Source organism: Akkermansia massiliensis, assembly GCF_023516715.1.
Taxonomy (GTDB): Bacteria; Verrucomicrobiota; Verrucomicrobiia; order Verrucomicrobiales; family Akkermansiaceae; genus Akkermansia; species Akkermansia massiliensis.
Map to the genome: position 1 here is coordinate 98,763 of NZ_JAMGSI010000003.1, position 20,657 is coordinate 119,419.

General features: G+C 58.0%; 23 protein-coding genes. 4 read left to right on the top strand and 19 right to left on the bottom strand.

All coding sequences use genetic code 11. The annotated features are described in order from the left end of the window. Nucleotides 1-7 precede the first annotated feature (7 nt). Nucleotides 8-706, bottom strand: a complete 699-nt coding sequence (locus M8N44_RS13505) for a UbiA family prenyltransferase (RefSeq protein WP_180971075.1) — start codon at nucleotides 704-706, stop codon at nucleotides 8-10. Nucleotides 707-910: 204 nt separating this feature from the next. Between M8N44_RS13505 and M8N44_RS13510 the strand changes: the two genes are divergently transcribed. The 4 genes from M8N44_RS13510 to M8N44_RS13525 all read left to right on the top strand — a co-directional run bounded on the left by M8N44_RS13510 (nucleotide 911) and on the right by M8N44_RS13525 (nucleotide 9,008). Then, nucleotides 911-2,029, top strand: coding sequence for a peptidylprolyl isomerase (locus M8N44_RS13510; RefSeq protein ID WP_022397801.1), 1,119 nt, complete (start codon nucleotides 911-913; stop codon nucleotides 2,027-2,029). A gap of 306 nt (nucleotides 2,030-2,335) precedes the next feature. After that, the gene (gene galB, locus M8N44_RS13515; protein WP_102728506.1) at nucleotides 2,336-5,299 is read left to right on the top strand and encodes a beta-galactosidase GalB; all 2,964 of its coding nucleotides are present in this window, start codon (nucleotides 2,336-2,338) and stop codon (nucleotides 5,297-5,299) included. A gap of 154 nt (nucleotides 5,300-5,453) precedes the next feature. Then, nucleotides 5,454-8,126, top strand: a complete 2,673-nt coding sequence (locus M8N44_RS13520; protein ID WP_102728505.1) for a valine--tRNA ligase — start codon at nucleotides 5,454-5,456, stop codon at nucleotides 8,124-8,126. A gap of 18 nt (nucleotides 8,127-8,144) precedes the next feature. Beyond that, nucleotides 8,145-9,008, top strand: a complete 864-nt coding sequence (locus M8N44_RS13525; protein ID WP_102728504.1) for a hypothetical protein — start codon at nucleotides 8,145-8,147, stop codon at nucleotides 9,006-9,008. A gap of 633 nt (nucleotides 9,009-9,641) precedes the next feature. On the opposite strand, the gene rplN is transcribed toward M8N44_RS13525, so the two are convergent. The 18 genes from rplN to M8N44_RS14135 all read right to left on the bottom strand — a co-directional run bounded on the left by rplN (nucleotide 9,642) and on the right by M8N44_RS14135 (nucleotide 20,592). Continuing rightward, nucleotides 9,642-10,007: a 50S ribosomal protein L14 gene (rplN, locus tag M8N44_RS13530; protein WP_012419350.1), complete on the bottom strand. Its 366-nt coding sequence runs from the start codon at nucleotides 10,005-10,007 to the stop codon at nucleotides 9,642-9,644. 37 nt (nucleotides 10,008-10,044) lie between these two features. Continuing rightward, nucleotides 10,045-10,317, bottom strand: coding sequence for a 30S ribosomal protein S17 (gene rpsQ / locus M8N44_RS13535; protein WP_012419351.1), 273 nt, complete (start codon nucleotides 10,315-10,317; stop codon nucleotides 10,045-10,047). A gap of 49 nt (nucleotides 10,318-10,366) precedes the next feature. Beyond that, the gene (gene rpmC, locus M8N44_RS13540; protein ID WP_022397797.1) at nucleotides 10,367-10,570 is read right to left on the bottom strand and encodes a 50S ribosomal protein L29; all 204 of its coding nucleotides are present in this window, start codon (nucleotides 10,568-10,570) and stop codon (nucleotides 10,367-10,369) included. Nucleotides 10,571-10,584: 14 nt separating this feature from the next. Further along, entirely contained in the window at nucleotides 10,585-11,007 is a 423-nt protein-coding gene (rplP, locus tag M8N44_RS13545) for a 50S ribosomal protein L16 (protein WP_022397796.1), read from the bottom strand. A gap of 51 nt (nucleotides 11,008-11,058) precedes the next feature. After that, nucleotides 11,059-11,748: a 30S ribosomal protein S3 gene (rpsC, locus tag M8N44_RS13550; RefSeq protein ID WP_022397795.1), complete on the bottom strand. Its 690-nt coding sequence runs from the start codon at nucleotides 11,746-11,748 to the stop codon at nucleotides 11,059-11,061. A gap of 39 nt (nucleotides 11,749-11,787) precedes the next feature. Next, nucleotides 11,788-12,138, bottom strand: coding sequence for a 50S ribosomal protein L22 (gene rplV / locus M8N44_RS13555; protein ID WP_249853128.1), 351 nt, complete (start codon nucleotides 12,136-12,138; stop codon nucleotides 11,788-11,790). A gap of 39 nt (nucleotides 12,139-12,177) precedes the next feature. After that, the gene (locus M8N44_RS13560; RefSeq protein ID WP_022397793.1) at nucleotides 12,178-12,888 is read right to left on the bottom strand and encodes a hypothetical protein; all 711 of its coding nucleotides are present in this window, start codon (nucleotides 12,886-12,888) and stop codon (nucleotides 12,178-12,180) included. 20 nt (nucleotides 12,889-12,908) lie between these two features. Further along, nucleotides 12,909-13,178 carry a 30S ribosomal protein S19 gene (gene rpsS, locus M8N44_RS13565; protein ID WP_022397792.1) on the bottom strand — a complete coding sequence of 90 codons (270 nt, stop codon included), beginning with the start codon at nucleotides 13,176-13,178 and terminating at the stop codon, nucleotides 12,909-12,911. A gap of 35 nt (nucleotides 13,179-13,213) precedes the next feature. Then, complete coding sequence (gene rplB / locus M8N44_RS13570; protein ID WP_012419358.1) at nucleotides 13,214-14,050, bottom strand: 50S ribosomal protein L2; 837 nt, start codon at nucleotides 14,048-14,050, stop codon at nucleotides 13,214-13,216. Nucleotides 14,051-14,077: 27 nt separating this feature from the next. Then, the gene (rplW, locus tag M8N44_RS13575) at nucleotides 14,078-14,362 is read right to left on the bottom strand and encodes a 50S ribosomal protein L23 (protein ID WP_022397790.1); all 285 of its coding nucleotides are present in this window, start codon (nucleotides 14,360-14,362) and stop codon (nucleotides 14,078-14,080) included. A gap of 6 nt (nucleotides 14,363-14,368) precedes the next feature. After that, nucleotides 14,369-14,977: a 50S ribosomal protein L4 gene (gene rplD, locus M8N44_RS13580; protein WP_022397789.1), complete on the bottom strand. Its 609-nt coding sequence runs from the start codon at nucleotides 14,975-14,977 to the stop codon at nucleotides 14,369-14,371. A gap of 41 nt (nucleotides 14,978-15,018) precedes the next feature. Next, entirely contained in the window at nucleotides 15,019-15,654 is a 636-nt protein-coding gene (gene rplC, locus M8N44_RS13585; protein WP_022397788.1) for a 50S ribosomal protein L3, read from the bottom strand. Nucleotides 15,655-15,699: 45 nt separating this feature from the next. After that, nucleotides 15,700-16,008 carry a 30S ribosomal protein S10 gene (gene rpsJ, locus M8N44_RS13590; protein ID WP_022397787.1) on the bottom strand — a complete coding sequence of 103 codons (309 nt, stop codon included), beginning with the start codon at nucleotides 16,006-16,008 and terminating at the stop codon, nucleotides 15,700-15,702. A 37-nt stretch (nucleotides 16,009-16,045) separates the two neighbouring features. Next, nucleotides 16,046-18,193, bottom strand: coding sequence for an elongation factor G (gene fusA, locus M8N44_RS13595; protein ID WP_022397786.1), 2,148 nt, complete (start codon nucleotides 18,191-18,193; stop codon nucleotides 16,046-16,048). A 63-nt stretch (nucleotides 18,194-18,256) separates the two neighbouring features. Next, nucleotides 18,257-18,730, bottom strand: a complete 474-nt coding sequence (rpsG, locus tag M8N44_RS13600; RefSeq protein WP_012419364.1) for a 30S ribosomal protein S7 — start codon at nucleotides 18,728-18,730, stop codon at nucleotides 18,257-18,259. A 27-nt stretch (nucleotides 18,731-18,757) separates the two neighbouring features. Then, entirely contained in the window at nucleotides 18,758-19,141 is a 384-nt protein-coding gene (gene rpsL, locus M8N44_RS13605; RefSeq protein ID WP_102721861.1) for a 30S ribosomal protein S12, read from the bottom strand. 492 nt (nucleotides 19,142-19,633) lie between these two features. Next, a complete protein-coding gene (locus tag M8N44_RS13610; protein ID WP_102728501.1) occupies nucleotides 19,634-20,179 on the bottom strand; it encodes a hypothetical protein in 546 nt (181 codons plus the stop codon). Continuing rightward, nucleotides 20,176-20,592 (bottom strand): acyltransferase family protein, encoded by a 417-nt coding sequence (locus M8N44_RS14135; RefSeq protein WP_418388657.1) that lies wholly within the window; start codon nucleotides 20,590-20,592, stop codon nucleotides 20,176-20,178. Before M8N44_RS14135 ends, M8N44_RS13610 begins: the two co-directional genes overlap by 4 nt. Nucleotides 20,593-20,657 lie beyond the last annotated feature (65 nt).

Here is a 20,657-nt window from a genome sequence, read left to right on the forward strand (position 1 = left end):
TCCAAACCTATGTAGCCCGGCAGCCGAGCTTCTGCAGCAGCCGCGTTCCGGCCCACAATAAAACGGCGCCGATCCACAGCAGGGAACCCAGGCACAACAGCCATACCGCATCAAACAGGCACATGCCGGAAAGCAGCAGCACCACGGCCGCCTGAACCCGGGGCCTGCCCGCTTCACGCCGGGCCACCATGGAAATCAGGCAGGTAAACGCAAACAGGCCGAAAGCATACCACAGCAGGGACGCGGGCAGCACGGGTTCCCCGGCCGCATGGGCAAACACCAGCCCGGCGGCCAGCACCCACAGCCCGCGGCACAGCCCCATCAGAAAAACGGAGCCGCTCCACAACTTGTGAAACATATTGTACAGGGAAATCACGATCAGCAGCACAGCGCCCGCGGCAAACTCCCCGCCCAGCGCCATATTCAGCACCAGGCCGGACAGCCCGGCCACCAGGGACAGCAGCCTCAGCACGGACACGCTCACCGCGCCGCACGGCACGGGACGGTCCGGATAACGGGAAGCGTCCCACCTGGCATCCACACGGTCATTCTCCCACATGCCGTACAAATAAAAGCACAGCCCCATCAGCACCACGCCCGCATACAGGCCGGCAGGCGGCAGCTCCGCTCCCCGGACGGCAGCCCACGCCACGGCCGCATTGGTGAACAGCGTGGGAATATTGGCCGGACGGGAGGAACGGATCACTCCCCTCAATAAACGGCAATCATGCATCGACGCACACTGTATAGGGAAAAACGGCATTTACCAAGCACATCCACAGTCAGCAAAAGTGTGGAGACGGCCCTCCCTACCATGCAGGGCGGTATCCATACATACCCAGAAATAGATTGTCTTTACAGGGCTGTTCCCTATCATCCGGAAACATTAAAGCTTCTTTTTCTCCCCTCCATGAATATCAGAACCCACATCCAGGCGCTTCTCATCTGTACCATGGCCTTATCTGCACAGGCGCAAAGCATCGTGGATTCCCGGGCCTCCCTTCCCCGGGCCGTTCAGCTCCACGGGGATGAAGGAAGAGAAACGGTGCGTCCGGACGAATCCAAGCGCATCTCCCCGAACGAAGCGCCGGCCTCCCGCATGCAGCCCCAGCGCATCGTCAACCGGATAGCGGCCACCGTCAACGGTCGCCCGATCACGGCCAATGAAGTCAGCGTGCGGCTCATGCCCATCGGCGCGCAACTCGCGGCCCAGTACCCCAAACAGGGTCCCGAATTCTACAAACAGCTCGCCCTGGCGAAAAAAAACATCATTGAAGACCTGGTGGAGCGCGAACTGCTCCGCAACGAATTCGAAGGCATGGGCGGCGTCATCCGCGACTCCCTCATTGACCAGGAAATCAACCGCACCATCCTGACCACCTTCAACGGTGACCGCTCCGCTTTCCTGAAAAACCTCAACCTCTCCGGCATGACCATCCGCGCCTTCCGGGAAATGACGAAAAAACAGCTCCAGGTCCAGATCATGCGCGCCTCCAAATACGACCAGGAAATACCGCCCACCCCGGAAGAAATACGGCAGGAATACGAGGCAACCAAGGAACAATACCGGGACCTGACCAAGGACAAAATCAAATTCAAGAAAATCTTCATCCCCATGCTGGGGGACGACTCCGCCTCCACGCCGGAAGTGCAGCTCAACCTGGCGGAACTCATCGCCAAGGAAATCAAATCCAAAAACGCCACCTTTGAAGACATGGCCAAGCGGTACTCCAAAGACCTCTATGCGGAAAAAGGCGGCGATTGGCCCGTCACGGAGCGCTCCACGCTCTCCCCGGAATCCGCCGCCATCATCTTTGGCGCGCAGCCCGGCGAAATCATCGGGCCGCTGGTGGACTCCACCGGCTTCACCATCGTGCTGGTGGAAAAAAAGGAACTGGCCCCTCCTCCGCCACTTTCCGCCATCAAGGAGCAGATCGACATGATGGCGCGCAACAAGCGCAGCAATGAACGCTATAAAAAATGGGTGGAACGCCTCCGGAAAAAAGCCATCGTCAAGGTGTACATCTGAGTTCCTCCCGCCTCTCCCCTTTCCCCCGTTGCCGGACCGGCCCATTCAACAAGGCCGGTCCGGCATTCTCTTTTTCATTCCCCCGGTTCCAGTCCATCCAACCGATTCATTCGTCCTCTTTCTTTGACCGGGGGCAGCTTCCTCTCAACCATATTTCCGGAAGACGCCTCCATACATAACCGGACGGCGGCTGCAAGTCATCCCGCCGAATACGTGAAGCCCTGCTGACGGAATCCGTGCAGAAACCGCATTCTGCTGAATAAAAATCTTGCAAGATTGCAGATTTCCAGTCGTAATACCACAGATATGTTCACCAACATTACACGCACGACCCTCTGCATTACTGCGTTCAGCATCGCCAGCCTCATGGCGGCGCCCCTGGACGCCACCAAAACGGAGAGCCTGGATTGGAACTGGAAATTTGCCCGTTTCGGAAAAATGCCGGATGGCAGCACACAGCCGGAACCGGGAAAAGCCATGGGATTCGCCACTGCCACCAGTGAGGAATCCGGCAATCCGGCGGACAATGCCGTGGACGGGGACAAGTCCACCCGCTGGTGTGCCGACGGCGGCAAAAGCGGGGAGAAAATCACTGTGGACATGGGACGCCCCGTGGACGTGAAAACCGTCAACATCCTGTGGGAAAAACAAAACAACCATCTCTTCAAGCTGGAAGGCTCCGGTGACGGAAAACGCTGGACGACCATTGAAGACAAAACTTCCGGACAAAACGACTCCAAGGAAGACACGGTGGAAAACAAAACCGGCAAGCCACGCTACTTCCGCGTCACCGTCACGGGCAACAACCAGAGCAACTGGGCCAGCATCCGTGAAATCACCTTTAAAAACGACAAGGGGGAAATCATCCGCCCGCAGGCCGCCGCCGGAGCCAGCAAGACGGACCATCCCTCCAGCCCCGGTTTCAACGACAAAAACTGGCGTTCTCTGAACCTGCCGCATGACTGGGGTGTGGAAGGGCCATACCGCATGGACCTTCCCAATGAAACAGGCAAGCTCCCGTGGGACGGCATCGGCTGGTACCGCAAAACGCTGGAAGTACCGGCGGACGCCAAGGGCAACCAATTCTATCTGGACTTTGACGGCATCATGTCCCGCCCGAAAATCTATGTAAACGGAGACCTGGCCGGCGAATGGAAATACGGGTACGGCTCCTTCCGCGTGGACATCACGCCCTTCCTGAAATTCGGCCAGAAAAACACCATCGCCGTCAGGGTGGACAATCCCCCCAACTCCTCCCGCTGGTATCCGGGCGGCGGCATCCACCGCCATGTGTGGCTCACGGAATCCAACCCCGTGCACATCGAACACTGGGGCGTCTTCGTCAAAACCCCGGAAATCACTAAATCCTCCGCCAAGGTGGAAGTGGACACCACGGTGAAAAACACCACGGACAAGGCCGTCACCCCCTCCGTTACGGAAGAAATTCTGGACGGTGACAAGGTAGTGGCCACAACCACCACCAGGGGGGAAGCGATCCCCGCCGGGGAAAAAGGCAAGGTCACCAGCACGCTGACGCTTAAAAACCCCACCCTGTGGACGCTTGAGGCCCCCCATCTGTACAAGATGAAAACCACGGTCAAGCTGGGTGACAAGGTCATTGACCAGAAACTCACGAACTTTGGCGTGCGCACCATTGAATGGAAGCCCACGGGCTTCTACCTCAACGGGGAGCGCGTGCAGCTCAAGGGCGTCTGCCAGCACCATGACCTGGGGCCCCTGGGCGGAGCCGCCCATACGCGCGGCTATGAACGCCAGATTGAAATCCTGAAGGAATTCGGCGTCAACTCCATCCGTACGTCCCACAACCCTCCCGCGCCGGAAGTGCTGGACCTGTGCGACAAGATGGGCATCCTGGTCATTGACGAACTCTTCGACATGTGGCACAGCGCCAAAAAAGGGCAGGACTACCACAACTACTTTGACGAATGGCATGAACGCGACCTGGTCAACTTCTGCCACCGGGACCGCAACCATCCCAGCGTCATCGCCTGGAGCACGGGCAACGAAGTGCCGGAACAGGGCAACAAAAACCTGCATAGCGTCTCCCAGAACCTCACGGACCTCTTCCACCGGGAAGACCCCACCCGCAAGGTGACGGCCGGCTGCAATGACGCAGGGGCCGCCCGGAACGGCTTCGCGGACACGATGGACGTCTATGGCTACAACTACAAGCCCTGGGCGTACAAGGCCTTCTCCAAGGACCGCCCGGACCAGCCCTTCTACGCCAGTGAAACCTCCTCCTGCGTCAGCACGCGCGGAGAATACTTCTTCCCCGTGGACTGGAACAAGAGCAAGGGCTTCTTCCTCTACCAGGTCAGCTCCTATGACCTCTACGCCCCCGGCTGGGCCTACCGCCCGGACGTGGAATTCGCCGCCCAGGACGACAACCCCAACAGCGCGGGCGAATACGTGTGGACGGGCTTCGACTACCTGGGAGAACCCACCCCGTACAACCTGGACGCCACCAACGCCCTGAACGTGCCGGAAGGTCCGGAACGTGAAAAACTGATGGCCGAGCTCAAGAAGCTGGGCAACCGCGCTCCCTCCCGCAGTTCCTACTTCGGCATCGTGGACCTGTGCGGCTTCAAGAAAGACCGCTTCTACATCTACCAGGCCCACTGGAGGCCGGATGTCAAAATGGCCCACATCCTGCCGCACTGGAACTGGCCGGAACGCAAGGGCCAGGTAACGCCCGTGCATGTCTACACCAGCGGGGATGAAGCGGAACTCTTCCTCAACGGGAAATCCCAGGGCGTCCGCAAAAAGGGCACCGGTGAAAAAGACCGCTACCGCCTCGTGTGGGAAGACGTGAAATACACGCCCGGCACCCTCAAAGTCGTCGTCAAAAAAGACGGCAAGCCCTGGGCTACGGACACGGTAACCACCACCGGAAAACCGGCGGCGCTCACCCTCAAGCCGGACCGCAGTGAAATCAAGGGAGACGGCTATGACCTCTCCTACGTCACCGTGGCCGTCCGCGACGCGCAGGGCCGCATGGTGCCCCGCAGCAAAAACCAGCTCACCTTCAAGGTAAGCGGCCCCGCGGACATTGCCGGCATCTGCAACGGCGATCCCACAGACTTCACCACCATGGCGAACCCGGAAAACAAAAACATCATGAAAATCAAGGCCTTCAACGGTCTTGCCCAGGTCATTCTGCGTTCCCGCAAGGGTGAATCCGGAAAAGTGACGCTCCAGGTCATCTCCAACGGCCTCAAGCCGGCCCAGACGACCGTGACGGTCAAATAAATCCTGAAAAAACTCCGCTCAGGCCGCCGGTTCCCGCCAGGGAGCCGGCGGCTTTTTCATACTGCTGCCCCTGGGGCGGAAAGGGCCGGTTTTTCCACCCATCCCAGGGCAGGTAGGGATTGAAAGAAAAAAACTTTATGGTACCCTTTTGCCCATGTCTGATCTGCCCAAAGCATATGATCCGTCCCTAGTGGAAGAAAAATGGCAATCCCGCTGGATTGAAGAAGGTTGTTTCAAGGCTGACCCGGCTTCTGAAAAGCCTGCCTACTCCGTCGTCATTCCTCCCCCCAACGTCACGGGAGTGCTCCACCTGGGCCATGTGCTGAACAACACCATCCAGGACATCCTGGTGCGCCGCGCGCGCCAGAAAGGATATGAAGCCCTGTGGCTGCCGGGCACGGACCACGCCGGAATCGCCACTCAGGTACGGGTGGAAAAGGACCTCAAGCAGACGACGGGAAAGAGCCGCCATGACCTGGGCCGTGAAGCCTTCCTGGAAAAAGTCTGGGAATGGAAGGAAAAACACGGCGGCATCATCATCAACCAGCTCCACAAGCTGGGCTGCTCCTGTGACTGGGACCGCGAACGCTTCACGATGGATGAGGAATACACCAAAGCCGTCGGGCAGGTATTCATTGACCTCTTCCGGGAAGGCCTCATCTACCGCGGCCGCCGCATGGTCAACTGGTGCCCCGTTTCCCTCACCGCCCTCTCCGATGAGGAAGTCATCATGACGGAGCAAAAAAGCAAGCTTTACACCGTCCTCTACAAGCTGGAAGACGGCTCCGGAGCCCTTCACGTAGCCACCACCCGTCCGGAAACCATCATGGCGGACGTGGCCGTGGCCGTCAACCCGAAGGACCCGCGGTACGCCCACCTCATCGGCAAAAACGTCATGCGCCCGCTCAACGCCGCCCCCATTCCCATCATCGGGGATGAATACGTGGAAATAGAATTCGGCACGGGCGCTCTGAAAATCACCCCGGCCCATGACAAGGCCGACTTTGAAATAGGCCGGAAATTCAATCTGGAAATCATAGACATCCTCACCCCCGACGGCCATATCAACTGCACGGAAGTGCCGGAACTGCACGGCATGGACCGCTTTGACGCGCGCCGGAAATCCGTGGAAATGCTGGAAGCCGCGGGCCTCATGGTCAAAATTGAAGACTATGACAACAAGGTGGGCTTCTCCGAACGCGCCAACGTCCCGATCGAACCGCGCCTCTCCATGCAATGGTTCCTCAAATACCCGTGCGTGAAGGAGGCGGCGGACGCCGTGGCCGGCGGGGACATCACCTTCCGCCCCGCGCGCTGGGCGAAAACCTATGCCCACTGGCTGGAAAACATCCAGGACTGGTGCATCTCCCGCCAGCTCTGGTGGGGGCACCGCATCCCCGTCTGGTACCGGAAGGACAAGGCGGAAGAACTCAGGAACGCCCCTGCTCTGGACGCCTCCGCCCTGGAGCAAGGCTTCCTCTACGTGGGAACCGAGCCGCCCGCGGATCCGGAAAACTGGACTCAGGACAGCGACGTGATGGACACATGGTTCTCCTCCTGGCTGTGGCCCTTCTCCACCATGGATGACGAAACCCGCGCCAAATTCTACCCCACCACGGACCTCGTCACGGGACCGGACATCATCTTCTTCTGGGTGGCCCGCATGATCATGGCCGGCTACCGCTTCCAGCATGACAAGCCGTTCAGCAACGTCTTCTTCACGTCCATCATCCGCGACAAAATAGGACGTAAAATGAGCAAATCCCTGGGCAACTCCCCGGACCCGCTGGACCTGATCGCCAACTACGGCGCGGACGGCCTCCGCTTCGGCCTCATGCGCATCGCCCCCACGGGCACGGACGTGCGCTTTGACGAAAACCAGATCGGCGAGGGCAGGAACTTTGCCAACAAACTTTACAACGCCACCCGCTTCCGCCTGATGCAGGGCGCGGCGGAGGAAGACGCTGCGCCGCACTACTCCCCCGTGCACATCTCCATCATCTCCAAGCTCAAGCAGCTCCATGCAGATGTGGAAAAAGCGCTGGCGGACTACGAATTCAACGCCCTCATCCAGAACCTGTACCAATTCTTCTGGAACGAATACTGCGACCGCTTCCTGGAAGCCGTCAAGGGAGATTTGAGGGACGGAGCGGACCCTGCGGCACGGGCGGCCACGCTAACCACCATGGACACGGTGCTCAGGCACTACCTGGCCCTGCTGCATCCGGTCATGCCGCACATCACGGAGGAACTCTGGGTTTCCCTGGGCTTTGCGGACGCCAACGGCGGCCTTCCGCTCATGCGCACCCCGCTCCCCTCCGCGGACGGTCTTCTGGCAGGGCTGGACGAAACCCGCATCACGCTGGCGAACACCCAGGCTGCGGCTCTCTATGAAACGGCCAACAAGGCCCGGAACCTGAAGGCGGAATACGACCTCTCCAACAACAAAAACGTCAGCTTCATCCTGAAAACCACCCATGACGTCCCGCTGGACATCCTCTCCCGGCTGTCCATTCTGGCAAACGCCAAATCCGTCACCCGGGACGCTGCCTACTCCGCCCCCAAGGGAACGCCTGCGGCCCTCACGCCGCTGGGAGAGCTCTTCCTTCCCCTGGAAGGACTCATTGACGTGGAAGCGGAAAAGGAACGACTGGGCAAGGAGCTGGACAAAATTGCCAGGGAAATCGCCAAATCCTCCTCCAAGCTGGGCAATGCGGGCTTTGTAGAAAGAGCCCCGGCGGAAGTCGTGGACCAGGAAAAAGCCCGTCTGGCGGATTGGGAGGCAAAACAGGCCCAACTGAAAGGGATGCTTGATTCCCTTTCCTAATCATCTATTCTTCCGGGAATGAATGACCTTCAACAGTACTTTGCCGGTCGTGAGCAATTCATTGAATTGCTGGAAGCGGTGGGCATACGTACTCTTGAACAATTCGCTTCCGCGGACCCTTTCACCGTTTTGCCTGAACTCCATCAGGCAAAACGGATGCTGAAACTGCGCACGGAAATACCTCCGGCTCCCGTTTTCAGGGAATGGGTGAACCAGGCGCTTGCAATGCCCATAGCGCCGGAACCGGCTGCACTGCACGCTTCCACGGACGGAAGCCTCCCGCTTGCCACTCCCGTGGTGGAACTGGCTCCGGCGGTGCAGACAACTCCGCGGACATCCGGACCCGGCAGGGAAAAACGGCCACGCCCCCGTGCCGACGGCCCTGCGAAACATCTCTCCACCAAGGCAAGGCGCCAGGAAGAACAAAGCTACCAGCCCGCCAAGCGCGTCCATGTCCGGCAAGAGCCAAAAACCTACCTGCGCAAAAAGGGCGTCAAGCACATGACTCCTTTCCGGACATGGCTGGGAGCCGCCTCCGTCCTCCTCCTCTTCGTCTGCACCCTCTTTTCCATCGCAATCATCACCCTCGTGCTTCTCAACGGGGAACGAGGCTGGTTAATCATCAGCCTATGCTTCGGCCCCTGGTTTCTGGCGCTGATCCTGTATCTTTCCCTGGCGTTGCCCCGGAAATGTAGCGTATGCCGCGCCCACGTCTTCTCCTTTAAAAAATACACCCGCAACAAGGCGGCCCATCGCATCCCCCTCTTCGGCTACGTATTTGCCACGGCTCTGCATATATTCCTCTTCCACTGGTTCCGGTGCCCGGCCTGCGGTTCCTCCCAGCAGTTGGAAAAAACCCGCGCGGAACAGCACAAACACTAGCGTGCGCGTGGCCCCCTCCGCCTTGGCCTCCCCGGGATCTCCCGGCCTTTCTCCTGCGCGTAACGCCCGGAAAAAGGCTCCTTTCCTGTCCGGCGGCAGCAAGAACAGCAATCCCGAACAACGCGTTTCCCGCTCTTTGCCCTATCCCTGGGCCCCAAATCCGGATTCAGACGGGACAAACAGCCTTCCCTCTCCGAATTCTCTGAAATGGCCTTCTATCAGCGGTTCCCGCATCTTCCGCCGTCATCCCCTGCCCGGAAGCGGAACGGGCGCATCTCAAGTCTCTTGGCTCCCGGCACGCCCCAAGACATTCTCTCAGACAGACCGCCTGAGGCCCTTGCCTCCCTTCCGCCTGAAAAACCCGTATCGACATCTTCATGCCGTGCGATGTAAAAACACGTTCCCAACTCGGAAACACGGGAATCCATCGGGACGTTTCAAAAACAGGAAAAAACCTGCCCCATAAACTATTCCGGACTCTCTTCCCAGACGCCCGGCAAACTCGTAGTTCCGGTGACTTTATTGTTTCTCATGAAAAACGCCTCAAACACACATTCACCGGAAAAATACGGGCAACAAAAAAACGCCGTCCTCTCTTCAGAGAACGGCGTTCAAAATCCTGAGGTGTCTCGGTTAGAGCACTTCCGGAGCAAGGGAAACAATCTTCATGAACTTCTTTTCACGGAGTTCACGGGCGACCGGCCCGAAAATACGGGTGCCGCGCGGGTTGTTGTCCTTGTCGATAATGACGACGGCGTTGCCGTCAAAACGGAGCACGGAGCCGTCATCACGGCGGATCGGGGCGGCGGTGCGCACCACTACGGCCTTCACCACAGTACCTTTCTTCACGGAAGCGGTGGGAATGGACTCGCGGATGTGGCAGGTAATAATGTCGCCAATGTGGGCCTGACGGGTGCGCTTGCCGATGACGCCAATCATCTTGGCGGAGCGGGCGCCGGTGTTGTCGGCCACCTGGACTAGGGATTCCATCTGGATCATGGTATCAAATCTCCTTTATTTAATGGTTGATTCCTGATTAGTGGGTAAGCACTTCCACCAGTTCCCAGCACTTGAGCTTGGAAAGCGGGCGGGTTTCAACGATACGTACCTTATCGCCTACCTTGGCCGTGGAATTTTCGTCATGGGCATAGAACTTCTTGCTCTTCTTGACGATCTTCTTGAACTTGGGGTGCGGAACGCGGGCAACGTATTCCACGACGATGGTCTTGTCCATCTTGGTGGAGGTCACCACGCCGACGCGCGTCTTGCGAAGGCCGGGCTTCTTGGTTGTTTCGGTTTGTTCGGACATTGGATTCTAAAAGTGTTAGAATATTCTGTTGTTACCGGAAATCCTCAGTTTACGCTTCCCCGGTTTCACCCTTGATGGTAAGGGCGCGGGCAAGGTCCTTGCGGACGGTGCGGATTCTCTGGTTGTTTTCCAGCTGGCCGGTGGCCTGCTGGAGACGGAGATTGAAGAGTTCTTCACGAAGGCTGCGCACCAGAGCGGAAAGCTCTTTGGCGGACATAGCACGAAGTTCTTTGGGGGAATTCTTATCAGACATGGTGATGAGTAGCTTTAGTGTTGAACGCCTTGACGATAGACGAAGCGGGTCGGCACGCCCAGCTTGTTGGAAGCCAGACGAAGAGCTTCGCGGGCCTGGGATTCGGTCACGCCGCCTACTTCAAACAGAATGTTGCCGGGACGGACAACGGCCACCCAGCCTTCCACGGCGCCCTTGCCCTTACCCATACGAGTATCCGGGGGACGGGACGTAAAGGACTTCTGCGGGAAAATGCGGATGAACACCTTACCTTTACGTTTCAGGTAACGGTTGATCGCAATACGGCAGGCTTCAATCTGGTTGTTGGTGATCCAACCGCGGTCGAGCACCTGAAGGCCGAAGTCACCAAAGGCAACATAGGTACCGCTGGTGGCATTGCCGGAACGGCTGCCGCGGTGCATCTTGCGGTGCTTCACTCTTTTGGGCATTAAAGGCATATCTTATTCCTCCTTGTGTTAAGTGTGATGAACAATGTGATGGCGGCTTTCTTAGGCACGCGGACGACGGGGACCGCGGGGGCCGGACGGGCGTGAGGTCTGCTGGGAGACGACTTCATCGCGCTTGTTGACCCAGCACTTCACGCCGATGATGCCGTACAGGGTGCGGGCTTCGGCGAAACCGTAGTCAATCGGGGTGCGGAGCGTCTGCAACGGCACTTTGCCTTCGCGGTACCATTCGGCACGGGCGATATCGGCGCCGCCGAGACGGCCGGCGCAGCGGATGCGGATGCCGTCGGCGCCACGTTCCATGGCTACCTGCACGGCGCGCTTCATGGCGCGGCGGAAGGAAACGCGGCGTTCCAGCTGGACGGCCACGTTTTCAGCGATGAGCTGGGCGTCCGTTTCAGGAGAACGGATTTCCACGATGTCAATGTTGACCTGGGTGGAAGCGCCGCACAGGCCCTGGAGGTACTGGCGGATCTTTTCAATTTCTTCACCCTTGCGGCCGATGACAAGACCCGGACGGGCGGTGTGGACGGTAATGCGGACGCTGTTCCAGGCACGTTCAATCACGATGCTGGAGACGGCGGCGGACATCAACTGTTCCTTGATGTACTTGCGCATCACCAAGTCTTCATGCAGCTTGGTGGCGTAATCCTGGCCCGTGGCGTACCACTTGGAACGCCAGTCCTTGTTGACGGCGAGGCGGAACCCGATTGGATTTACTTTCTGACCCATGATATTAGTTCAGCTATATGTGTGTTAGATTGGAATGACTTAGCCTTCTTGATCGGCCAGTACGACGGTGATATGGGATGTGCGCTTGCGGATCATGTTGGCGGATCCACGGGCGCGGGGCATCGTGCGGCGCATCGTGGGGCGCATCGTGGGGCCTTCATCGACCATGACGGACTTGACCACCAGCGTGTCAACGGACAGTTCCGCATTATTCTCGGCGTTGGCCAAGGCGGACTTGAGCGTCTTATTCAGCAGGTAGGCACCCTTCTTGGGGGTGTAGGACAGGATGTCGGTCGCCTGGGAGACGGACAAGCCTTGAATTTCTTGAGCAATATCGCGCATCTTCTTGGCAGAGATGCGGGCGTATTTGTAAACAGCTTTCACTTCCATGGGTTTTTCCTCGTAGTGCAGGTTATTGATGAAGATGATTTAGTCGTTGGTTTTTACTGAGGCAGAATCTCCGACGCGCACCGGCTCGGCGGGCGCCGCAAGTTTCTGAACAAGCGCGCCACATACTTCCTTGCGGACGTCCGTGACTACGGCTTCTCCGATGGTTTGCGCTCCCCGGGTCACCTGTACGGGCATCCCGACTTGCATCCCTGCCGTTCTGCCGGCGTTCAGCACCACTACTCCGGATTCGGAGTCAATGCTGAGCACCTTGGCTTCCGCCAGGGTTCCCGCGCCATCTCGCACGGGCTGTTGCCTGTATCCCAGAACGGACTCCAGCAGGCGCAGGGAGCTTTCCACTGCCGTCCTTGCATTTGCGTCCTCGGATATGGCTTGTTTCATGTAGGCGAGGATGGCTCCGGAGAGCTTGACGGACGCCTGCTCCAGCCGCTGAATGCGGTCATTGGAGGCTTCGATGTCTGCCACCGCCTGAATCAGGCGTTCCTCACTATTACCTAGCGCTGCGCCTCCCAAAGCTTCCAGCCGGGTACGGATGTCCACCAGCTGGGCGGCCGCCTTGTCGGCGTCGCTGCGGGCCTGGACATAGGATGCCTTGAGGGCCGCATTCTGCTTTTCGAGACGCTCGATTCTGCGCGTCAGTGCCGCCGTATCCTCTTCCGCTCCCTGCAGTATCCCGCCCAGCCCTACAAGGGTGGTAAGGGAATAGGCAAGGATGGAAGAAGAGTTCGACATGTTGATTGTTAACTTACTGATTACTTCTTACCGATACCGCCGTGCTGTTTGAAGACACGAGTCGGGGCAAATTCACCAAGCTTGTGGCCTACCATGTTTTCCGTGACGTACACCGTGGCAAAGTTCTTGCCGGCGTGCACCAGGAAGGTCAGACCGACGAAGTCAGGCGTAATCATGGATGCGCGGCTCCAGGTCTTGATCGGCTTGCGGTCACCGGTTTCAAGCTGAGCGTCGATCTTGGCGAGAAGCTTTTGACTGACAAAAGGGCCTTTTTTGAGAGAACGTCCCATGTTATATGATCCTAGTTAAAGTTATTGTGTATTGGTTACTTGGCGTTGCGGCGCTGTACGATGACGGAGTCGCTGGGCTTGCGGAGACGGCGGGTCTTCTGGCCCTTGACGTGGCCCCACGGAGACTTGAGGTGCTGACGACCACCGCCGGACTTGGACTTGCCTTCACCACCACCGTTCGGGTGGTCGACGGGGTTCATCGTCATACCGCGCACGGTGGGACGAACGCCCATCCAGCGGGTGCGGCCGGCCTTGCCGGACATTTCGTTCATGTGCTGGGTATTGCCAACCTGACCGATGGTGCAGTAGCAATCCTCATTGAAACGGCGGATTTCGCCGGAGGGCATCTTGATCAGCGCATAGCCTGCTTCACGGTTGGAAACAATGGCCTGCTGGCCGGCTGCACGGGCAACCTTGCCGCCGGAACCCGGACGGATTTCAATGTTGTGAACGGAGGTACCCAGGGGAACGTTCTTCAGGGGCATCGCATTGCCGACCTTGGGAGCAACCTTCTGGCCGCTTTCCACCTTCATGCCCACCTGGAGGCCCGTAGGAGCCAGGATGTAGGACTTTTCACCGTCCTTGTATTCGATCAAGGCGATGCGGCAGGTGCGGTTGGGATCGTATTCGATGGTAAGCACGGTGGCGGGCACGTCAAACTTGTTGCGCTTGAAGTCCACCAGGCGATACTTGCGCTTGTGGCCACCGCCGATGTGGCGGGTGGTGATGCGGCCGTTGTTATTGCGGCCACCGGATTTCTTGAGGGGTCTGCAGAGACTCTTTTCCGGGGTAGAGGTAGTGATTTCGTCAAAGGACGGCCACACCTTGTAGCGGTTAGAGGGAGTAACTGGCTTGAATGACTTGAGGGACATGATAGCTTTCCTTCCTAGTAGGGGGCTTTAAACGAGGTCAAGGGTTTCACCGTTGGCAAGCTTGATGTAAGCTTTTTTCCAATGAGCGGTGCGACCTGCATCAGCACGGCGCTGACGCTTGAGCTTGCCGTCATAGTTGGCGGTGCGCACGGAAGCGACCTTCTTGCCGAAAGCGACTTCGACAGCCTTTTTGATTTCGATTTTGTTGGCGTCGCGGTCAACTTCAAGGACCAGCTCGCCAGTGGTTTCCTGGAGCATGGTGGCCTTTTCGCTGATGCGCACCTTCTTGATGACTTGGTAAATGTCTTTCATGGCTTCTTAAGCAGTACGGCTGGCGAGGGTTTCTAAAGCGTTGTCAACGAGGATCACTGCATCAGCGTTCATGAGCTGTTCAATGTTCACTTCTGCGGCGGTCATCAGGAGAACTTCCTGAACGTTGCGGCCGGCAAGATAGGTGGAATCGTCAAAGGAGGCGGCTACGATGAGCACCTTCCTGGCGTCCGTCAGATCCTTGACGGCCTTGATGAAGGACTTGGTCTTGCCGTCAGCGACAGAGAATTCGGCAACGGTGCTGACCTTGGAAGCGGCGATCAGATCGCCCAGCACGCGGCGCAGGGCCAGGCGGCGGGTGCTCTTGTTCACCTTCTTGGTGTAGTCGCAGGGGCGGGGACCGAAGACCACGCCGCCGCCCACAAAGATGGGAGCGCGCTTGTCGCCGTGACGGGCATTACCGGTGCCCTTCTGGCGGAAGATCTTCTTGTTGTTGCCGCTGACTTCAGCACGGGTCTTGGAGTTGGCGGAACCGGTGCGGCGGTTCGCCTGGTAGGCCACGATGAGGTCATGCACGGCCTGGGAGCCCTTGTCACTGCCTACAAGCTGGATGTTGGCGGCAGCGGCGGCTTCTAATGTAAAGGTATTTGCGGACATAGATAGGTTTTCCTATAATCAATGTGAGGTTAACTAAAGCCTTACTTCTTCTTGGCGGGGCGGATCACGAGGTAGGAACCGCGTGCACCGGGAACGGCGCCGGAGATAAGAATGACGTTGTCTTCCGGACGTACGGCCACAACCTTCAGGTTCTGTACCGTGCGCTTGGCATTGCCCATCTGTCCGGGCATCTTCTGGTTCTTCCAGACGCGGCCGGGGGTGGAACAGCCACCCACACCACCGGTACGGCGGTGCATCATGGAACCGTGGGCGGCGGGAGAGCCGTGGAAGTTGTGGCGGCGCATCGCGCCCTGGAAGCCCTTCCCCTTGGAAGTGCCGATCACGTCAACCCACTGGCCGGCGGAAAAGAGGTCCACGCCGGGATCTTCAGCACCTTCAGCAGGCAGTTCGGAAGCTTCCACGCGGAATTCCTTGAGGAGCTTGGTGGGCTGGATGCCCAGTTTCTTGAAGTGGCCGGCCTGAGGCTTGGCCACGCGGCTTTCCTTCTGCGCATCAAAGGCAACCTGAATGGCGTTGTAGCCATCCTTGTCTTCCGTTTTGATCTGGGCGAAGGTGTTGCCCTTTACGTCAATGACGGTCACGGGCACCATAGCGCCGGATTCCTGGTCAAACAGACGGGTCATACCGACCTTTTTTCCGATAAGTCCTAGAGCCATTGTAGTGTGTCTTTCTGTTTTTTAATTACTTATCCGGGTACCAAACTAGATGCGGATCGTGATGTCCACACCGGCCGGGAGATTGAGCTTCTTGAGCTCATCAATCGTGCGGGCGGTCGGGTCGACGATGTCGAGCAGGCGCTTGTGGGTGCGGATTTCAAATTGTTCAGCCGACTTCTTGTTGACGTGAACGGAACGGTTCACGGAGAATTTTTCAATGCGGGTCGGCAACGGGATCGGGCCGTGAACTTTGGCTCCGGTGCGCTTGGCGGTTTCAACGATCTCCTGGGAGGAGCGGTCGATGGCGCGGGAGTCAAATGCGCGGAGTCGAATGCGGATTTTTGGACTTTGCATGGACGTGCGGTCTATTGGTTATACTTCAAAGGTTTGTTTATTTAGCCTTCTCGGTGACGATCTGGTCAACGAGGTTCTGAGGCACCTGTTCAAAGTGGGAGGGCTCCATGGAGTAGGAGGCGCGGCCACTGGAAAGGGTACGGATGGCGGTGGAATAACCGAACATTTCGGACAAGGGAACCATGGCCTTCAGGATGCAGGCGTTGGCCTTGTTTTCCATGTTGCTGATCTGACCGCGGCGGCGGTTCAGGTCACCCATGATGTCGCCCTGGTAGTCGGTCGGCGTGGAAGCTTCAACGGACATGATGGGTTCCAGCATGATGGGCTTGGCCTTCTTGAAGGCGTCCTTCATGGCGAAGATGGCGGCCATCTTGAATGCGTTTTCGTTGGAGTCCACTTCGTGGTAGGAACCGTCCACCACTTCAACGTGCACGTCCACCACCGGATAACCGGCGATAACGCCCGTGGTCATGGCTTCATTGAGGCCGGCATAGACGGCGTTCATGTATTCCTTCGGAATGGCGCCGCCCACGATCTTGTTTTCGATGGTGAGGCCCTTGCCGCGTTCGTTCGGCTTCACGTCAATCACCACGTGGCCGTACTGGCCGCGGCCGCCGGACTGCTTGACCAGCTTGCCGTCGCCATGGGCGGGGGCAGTGATGGTTTCGCGGTAGGCGATCTGGGGCTTGCCGATGTCGGCTTCCACCTTGAATTCGCGCATCAGGCGGTCAATGATGATTTCCAGGTGAAGTTCACCCATGCCGGAGATCAGGGTTTGTCCGGTTTCTTCGTCGGTCTTCACGCGGAAGGTCGGGTCTTCTTCAGACAGGCGGCCCAGAGCGTTGGACATTTTTTCCTGGTCGGCCTTGGTCTTGGGTTCCACGGCCATGGAAATAACGGTTTCCGGGAAGGTAGGGGGTTCCAGGCAGACATCGTTGTCCGGGCTGGTGATGGTGTCGCCCGTGGTCACGTTGCGCAGGCCCACGATGGCGGCGATGTCGCCGGAGTATACGGCGTCAATGTCCGTGTGCTGGTCAGCCTGGATCTGGATGATGCGGCCCACGCGTTCCGTCTTGCGGGTGCGGGGGTTGTACACGGTGTCACCCTTCTTGAGGACGCCGGCGTACACGCGGATGAACACCAGCTTGCCGACGAACTTGTCAGCCCAGAGCTTGAATGCCAGAACCATGGGCTTGGCGTCGTCCGTAGCGGTAATCTTGAAGGTTTCTTCCGCATCCAGCGTGCTTTCAGCGTGGGCGGGAACGGTTTCCACCGGAGAGGGGAGGTAATCCACCACGGCGTCAAGCAGGAACTGGACGCCCTTGTTCTTGAAGGCGGAACCACCGGCAACAGGGATGAACTTGTTGGTGATGGTGGCGCGGCGGATGGCTTCCTTGAGTTCCTTGGGGGTGAAGGGTTCTTCCATGAGAACCTTTTCAGCAAGTTCGTCGTCCACGTCGGCCACGCGGCTCACCAGTTCATGGTAGGCCAGTTCGGCTTCTTCCTTGAGTTCAGCGGGGATTTCCTCAACCGTGTAGGTGGAGCCCAGACGGTCGTTGTCGGCATACATGACAGCCTTCTGGTTCACCACGTCAATCTGGCCGCGGAGCTGGTCTTCAGCGCCGATGGGGATCAGAATGGCGGCGGCGTTCGCACCCAGCTTGTTGTGGATGTCGTCCAGCACGTTGTTGAAGTTGGCGCCGGTACGGTCCATCTTGTTCACGAAGCACATGCGGGGAACGCTGTACTTGGTGGCCTGGCGCCATACGGTTTCCGTCTGGGGCTGCACGCCGGCCACACCGCAGAATACCACGATGGCGCCGTCAAGCACGCGGAGGGAACGTTCCACTTCAGCGGTGAAGTCAACGTGCCCGGGGGTGTCAATAATGTTCAGCTGGAAGTTTTCGCCTTCGAACATTTTGCTGATACCTTCATTTTTCACCTGCTTCCAGTTGGTGGTAACGGCAGCGGAGGTAATGGTGATACCGCGTTCGCGTTCCTGCTCCATCCAGTCGGTAGTGGTGGAACCGTCGTGGGTTTCACCGATCTTGTGAATCATGCCGGTGTAGAAAAGAATACGCTCGGACAAAGTAGTTTTGCCGGCGTCAATGTGAGCGGAGATACCGATGTTGCGGTAGCGCTCAAGGGGAGCCTTGCGATTGGGATTGTTTACGTGATCGGACATAGTGTCTGGAAAGTATCTGTAATGATCGAAAGTGAATGGTTCGGCTGACAGTCGCTGAAGGGATTACCAGCGGAAGTGGGCAAAGGCGCGGTTGGCCTGGGCCATCTTGTGAACGTCGTCGCGCTTGCGGACGGAGGAACCCTGGTTGTTGGCGGCTTCCTTGATTTCGTTGGCAAGAGCCTTGTGCATCGGCACGCCCTTGCGGTTGCGGGCGTAGTTCACAATCCAGCGCATGGCCAGGGATTCGGAACGGGCCGGGTCCACTTCCAGAGGCACCTGGTAGGTGGCGCCACCTACGCGGCGGCTCTTCACTTCCACACGGGGCTTGGCATTTTCAATGGCGCGGGTGATCACTTCCAGGGGATCAATGCTGTCCGTGCCTTCGTTAGCCATGTCGATGGCGGCATAAACAATGCGTTCCGCAAGGGAGCGCTTGCCATCCAGCATAACCTTGCTGATCAGTTTGCCAACAAGAGCGCTGTCGTAACGGGGGTCACGACGTTCGATTTTTCTATAGACGCGTTTACGGCGGGCCATAATATATAGTAGGTAAGATGTTAATGTTTACTTGGCGGCAACCTTCGGGCGCTTGGCGCCATACTTGGAGCGGCCCTGGCGGCGCTTGTCAACACCGAGGCAGTCAAGAGCCCCGCGGACGATATGGTAGCGAACACCCGGCAAGTCCTTCACACGACCGCCGCGAACGAGCACGATAGAGTGTTCCTGGAGGTTGTGACCTTCACCGCCGATGTAGGCGATCACTTCTTCACCATTGGTAAGACGGACTTTAGCCACTTTACGAAGAGCCGAGTTCGGCTTCTTGGGCGTACGGGTCATTACCTGGAGACAAACACCGCGGCGTTGCGGGCAGCTATGAAGAGCGCGTGACTTGGACTTCTCTTCCGGAGTAATACGTCCCTTGCGGACGAGCTGATTAATGGTCGGCATGTTTTCCTGCTTTGGTTGTGGTTCGTCGGTCTGGTCCGATATTCAAGGCGAACATCCCTTTCAGTAAGCAGGAAGCGCGCCTTTTTTCCGGAGGCAAACCCGATAGAAAACGTATTTCTTGCGCCTTTCGGCGCGTTTGGGGACGGCCAATATAACGTGATTTTATATCATGACAAGTCTTTTATTCATCTTTTCCTAAATATTTCATCCGTACCATTTTCCCCTGCTCTTTCCCAAGCTTCATTCCGGGTTGCCGGCGCCTTTTTCAGCCTCTTCCCCACCTGGCAGACCTCCACATGCTGATAGACGAAATAGGCGATAACCAGGGAAACACACAAGGCGATTCCCCAGAATAAAACTGGAGGCCATCCACCCCCCACTTCATTCCCGCATGTTCCCGCAGCATGCGGAGTACTTCGGCCATGCCCCGCATCACCGGCATGTGGAACAGAAAAAGGGCGTAAGCCATTCCCGCGCCAATCCCCACCCATTTCAGGAGGGGGCAGGCAGGGACGGCAGGCGGACGCTCCACAGGGAGGCAATGCACAGGGCAAAGATGACGGAAGAAACAACGTACCCCGGGAATGAATAGCTCAGGGCTCCGATTCCTTCATGGGTGGCGGCAGAAGAAGCCAGCAGCCACGCCGCGCCTGCTCCAATCCAAAACCATCGCCATGGACTCTTCCACCGTTCCATATTCCAGGACGCACACCACATCCCCAGCAAAAACTGCCACAGGCGGAAACTCACCTGATAATACAGCCTGCCGTAGTCCATCACGGTGCCGCTCCGGAACGCAGCAAAAAGAACGCTTGCCGCCAGAAGCCACAGGAACGGCCTTTTCTCGTAATAACGGTAAAGCCACGGAAACAGCGCCAGAAAGGCCATGATGCAGACGATGAACCAGACCGCCGCCTTCCCCATCATCTTCCACATCGCAAGTGTTGGCGCGGCTATCAGCAGCCTGACTCCGGCCCACGCCGTCGCCTGCTGGCCTTCAATAAGAAGAACGGCAAAACCGGCAGTCCAGGCAATCAACAGCACCGGCAGCAGGCGTCAGCCTTTTTCCGGCAATATTCCCCGATGCTTCCTTGTGTGAAACCTCCGGCGGATCGAACGGCCAGAAAACCGCTCAAGACAAAAAAGCCATCCACAGCCACGCTCCCTCCGCAATTCCATCCCCCGCTGTAATGGAAAAAGACAACCGTCAGGCACAACAAAATTCTCAGCAGATCCAATCCATAATTCCTGACAGGCAGCATATCCGGAAGCCAACGGATAAGCAATCCGTTACAGACTGGAGACGGGGAAGCATTCCCCTGTCCACGGGGAGCGGAGCAGTCCTTTGTGGAACTGGAATGCAAACGTCCGCCAGGATGTACCGGCTTTAGGGAAGAGGGTTCGCTAACGTTCCCTTTCAAATTGAGATGCCGGAGAGGCTTGCGCCGCATCCCGTCCGGGCACGCAGTTCCGAAGGTTTTCCCTTTCCATGCAAACGGCTTCCGATAGGCAAGGG

Bases quoted from the DNA above. Each gene is read 5' to 3' on its own strand.
- M8N44_RS14135 (WP_418388657.1), bottom strand. From the start codon at position 20,592: ATGCGGCGCAAGCCTCTCCGGCATCTCAATTTGAAAGGGAACGTTAGC.
- M8N44_RS13525 (WP_102728504.1), top strand. From the start codon at position 8,145: ATGAATGACCTTCAACAGTACTTTGCCGGTCGTGAGCAATTCATTGAA.
- M8N44_RS13560 (WP_022397793.1), bottom strand. From the start codon at position 12,888: ATGTCGAACTCTTCTTCCATCCTTGCCTATTCCCTTACCACCCTTGTA.
- rpsL (WP_102721861.1), bottom strand. From the start codon at position 19,141: ATGCCGACCATTAATCAGCTCGTCCGCAAGGGACGTATTACTCCGGAA.
- rpsQ (WP_012419351.1), bottom strand. From the start codon at position 10,317: ATGTCCGAACAAACCGAAACAACCAAGAAGCCCGGCCTTCGCAAGACG.
- rplB (WP_012419358.1), bottom strand. From the start codon at position 14,050: ATGTCCCTCAAGTCATTCAAGCCAGTTACTCCCTCTAACCGCTACAAG.
- rplN (WP_012419350.1), bottom strand. From the start codon at position 10,007: ATGATCCAGATGGAATCCCTAGTCCAGGTGGCCGACAACACCGGCGCC.
- M8N44_RS13520 (WP_102728505.1), top strand. From the start codon at position 5,454: ATGTCTGATCTGCCCAAAGCATATGATCCGTCCCTAGTGGAAGAAAAA.
- rplW (WP_022397790.1), bottom strand. From the start codon at position 14,362: ATGAAAGACATTTACCAAGTCATCAAGAAGGTGCGCATCAGCGAAAAG.
- fusA (WP_022397786.1), bottom strand. From the start codon at position 18,193: ATGTCCGATCACGTAAACAATCCCAATCGCAAGGCTCCCCTTGAGCGC.
- rpsS (WP_022397792.1), bottom strand. From the start codon at position 13,178: ATGGGACGTTCTCTCAAAAAAGGCCCTTTTGTCAGTCAAAAGCTTCTC.
- rplP (WP_022397796.1), bottom strand. From the start codon at position 11,007: ATGCCTTTAATGCCCAAAAGAGTGAAGCACCGCAAGATGCACCGCGGC.
- rpsJ (WP_022397787.1), bottom strand. From the start codon at position 16,008: ATGCAAAGTCCAAAAATCCGCATTCGACTCCGCGCATTTGACTCCCGC.
- rpmC (WP_022397797.1), bottom strand. From the start codon at position 10,570: ATGTCTGATAAGAATTCCCCCAAAGAACTTCGTGCTATGTCCGCCAAA.
- rpsG (WP_012419364.1), bottom strand. From the start codon at position 18,730: ATGGCCCGCCGTAAACGCGTCTATAGAAAAATCGAACGTCGTGACCCC.
- rplC (WP_022397788.1), bottom strand. From the start codon at position 15,654: ATGGCTCTAGGACTTATCGGAAAAAAGGTCGGTATGACCCGTCTGTTT.
- M8N44_RS13510 (WP_022397801.1), top strand. From the start codon at position 911: ATGAATATCAGAACCCACATCCAGGCGCTTCTCATCTGTACCATGGCC.
- rplD (WP_022397789.1), bottom strand. From the start codon at position 14,977: ATGTCCGCAAATACCTTTACATTAGAAGCCGCCGCTGCCGCCAACATC.
- galB (WP_102728506.1), top strand. From the start codon at position 2,336: ATGTTCACCAACATTACACGCACGACCCTCTGCATTACTGCGTTCAGC.
- rplV (WP_249853128.1), bottom strand. From the start codon at position 12,138: ATGGAAGTGAAAGCTGTTTACAAATACGCCCGCATCTCTGCCAAGAAG.
- rpsC (WP_022397795.1), bottom strand. From the start codon at position 11,748: ATGGGTCAGAAAGTAAATCCAATCGGGTTCCGCCTCGCCGTCAACAAG.